Source organism: Nocardioides sp., assembly GCF_024509035.1.
Taxonomy (GTDB): Bacteria; Actinomycetota; Actinomycetes; order Propionibacteriales; family Nocardioidaceae; genus Nocardioides.
In genome coordinates, this window is the sequence record NZ_JANINT010000283.1 from 304 (window position 1) to 2,514 (window position 2,211).

1 protein-coding gene is annotated in these 2,211 nt (G+C 71.1%); it reads right to left on the reverse strand.

Annotation, left to right across the window (positions count from 1 at the left end; all coding sequences use genetic code 11):
* Window positions 1-2,160 (reverse strand): PKD domain-containing protein (locus tag Q0L15_RS18930; protein WP_296606063.1); only part of this gene is annotated, 2,160 nt, incomplete at its 3' end.
* Window positions 2,161-2,211 lie beyond the last annotated feature (51 nt).

Sequence of the window (2,211 nt, forward strand, 5' to 3'; positions counted from 1 at the left end):
GCTGGCCACGGTCATCTCCTTGCGGGGCACCCCGTCGCGCTGGACGATCGCGACGATCGACCGCGTCCCCGCGGGTCCGGGCGCCGGCCGGAAGCGGATCCGGCCGCGCGCGTCGGTGACGGTCGCGAGCTGCTGGGTGGTGCTGCCACTCCGCTCGAAGAACTGGATGCTCTGCCCGGAGACCTTGGAGGCGGTGTAGTCGAGCGTGCGGGCGTGGCCGCGGCCTCCCACCGTCGCCCGGATCCGCGGGTCCGGCAGCGCCGAGGCCTGGGCGACCGCCACCAGGTCCGGCGAGCCGTCGGCCGTCTGCACCTGCCAGCGCCCGGGCGCGGGGTCGCGCACGATCACGTACGTCGCGTGCTCGGGTGGGATCTGCAGGACGATGTGGTCGTCGGTGTGCTCGAAGGCCTCGGTGCCGGCGGGCACCTCGATCCGGGTGCCGTCCGGGCCCGTGACGGTGACCTGCGGCGGGTCGTCGGTCGAGGCGAACCGGAAGTACACGGCCCGTTCGCCGCGGGCGACCACCATGTCCTCGGAGCTGACCGCAGCGCGACGGGAGTACGACGCGAGCCGGCCGCGGGCGCCGCCGTCCCACGAGGACGCCCAGTGGTCGATGTCGCAGCCGGTCAGGTAGAACTTGAACTCGCCGTCCCAGCGGAAGCCGAGCCCGAAGTCGGCGAAGTACGTGTAGACGCAGCCGCCGACGCCGGTGCTGGAGATGACCAGGCCGCCGCCACCGCAGCCCTTCCACACGCAGACGTCGCCGCGGGCCTGGGCGTTGAACTTCATCGTCGGCGCGTACAGCCACATGTCGATGTTGGCCTTGGCGCTGACGATGTCGTAGAGCTTGGCGTCGATGGCGCCGCCGAGTTTGATCATTCCGTTGGACTGGTACTGCAGGTAGGCGCTGGCGACGCCGAATCCGGCGATGGAGGCGTTGCCGTCGGCGCGGAGCAGCCACGGGTCGGAGGCCACGAACTTCAGCCGGCCGTCGATGGCCGCGGCGGCAACGCCGTTGACGGGAGGACCGGCGGTCAGCCTGACGCCCCCGTTCAACGTGAGCGGCGGCCCGGCGTCGTAGCCGAAGTCGATGTGCTGGAGGAACACCCCCGAGCCGAGCGCCAGGGGCGGCACCGGCGTGAAGTCGGCAGCGAACATCGTGATGGTCCTGCCGATCACCTGGATGCTGACCTTCAGCACACCCACGGAGGTCAGCGACAGGTCGGCGAAGCCGTCGAACTGGTAGGCGGCGGCGTTGTAGCGCAGGTCGAGGTCGTTGACCTTGAAGGCGCCGAACGTCGCGTTCTTCACCTGCAGGTGCACCTCTTCGAGGCGCAGTCCCTTCAAGTTGTCGGTCTTGAGGGTGACGGTCGCCGAGACGTCGAGCGGTGAGGGCAGGTGGATCGTGACCGGGATCTCCGCGCCGCGGTAGACCAGGTCGAGCCGCGCGTCGCCCTCGACCGAGAGCCCGAGGAGCTCGGCGCCCTTGGTGATCGAGATGCTGCCGAGGTTGAAGCGGGACGACTTGGCGCTCGGCAGGTCCCAGCTGATCGAGCCGGAGAAGAACGTCAGCTTGCCCAGCGTGCTGCCGGCGTCGACCGACGCCTTCGCCTTGCCGCCGATCGTGCGCACCTCGGCGGTCCAGCCGTCGATCTCGATGGCCGCCCCGGAGTTGGGACGTACGTCGATCCCGTTGAGCCGGACGGTCTTGGTGCTGGCGTAGATCTCCTTCAGCAGCGCCTTGGGCCCGACGTCGATGCCCTCGGTGCGCCGGCGGAAGCAGGGTGAGAGCGCCTCGGCGATTCCGGTGCGGACGCTCGTGTAGCAGGTCACGTCGTCGGCGGGGTAGCCCTCGGGGACCACGCCGTCCGCGGTCGGGCCCGCACAGCCGCCCGCGGTCAGGGGCAGCGCGCCGCCGGCGTACTTCCGGTCGATCGAGGAGGCCGCGACGGAGAGCACGGTCGTGGCGGCGGGGGAGACGCCGCCCCGGTCGTCGGTCACCATCACCGACACCGGGTGGTCGCCGGCGGCCGCGCTGGTGACCGCGACGACCGGTCCGGCGCAGGAGGTCTCGAACGTGCCGTTGCCGTTGAGGTCCCAGTGGTAGGTCGAGATCGAGCCCGACGGCGTGGCCGGGACCGAGCCGGAGGCGTCCAGCACCGTGACGGCATGGGTCTGGGGTGCAGAGGTCCGCACGGCGATGGCAGCCGT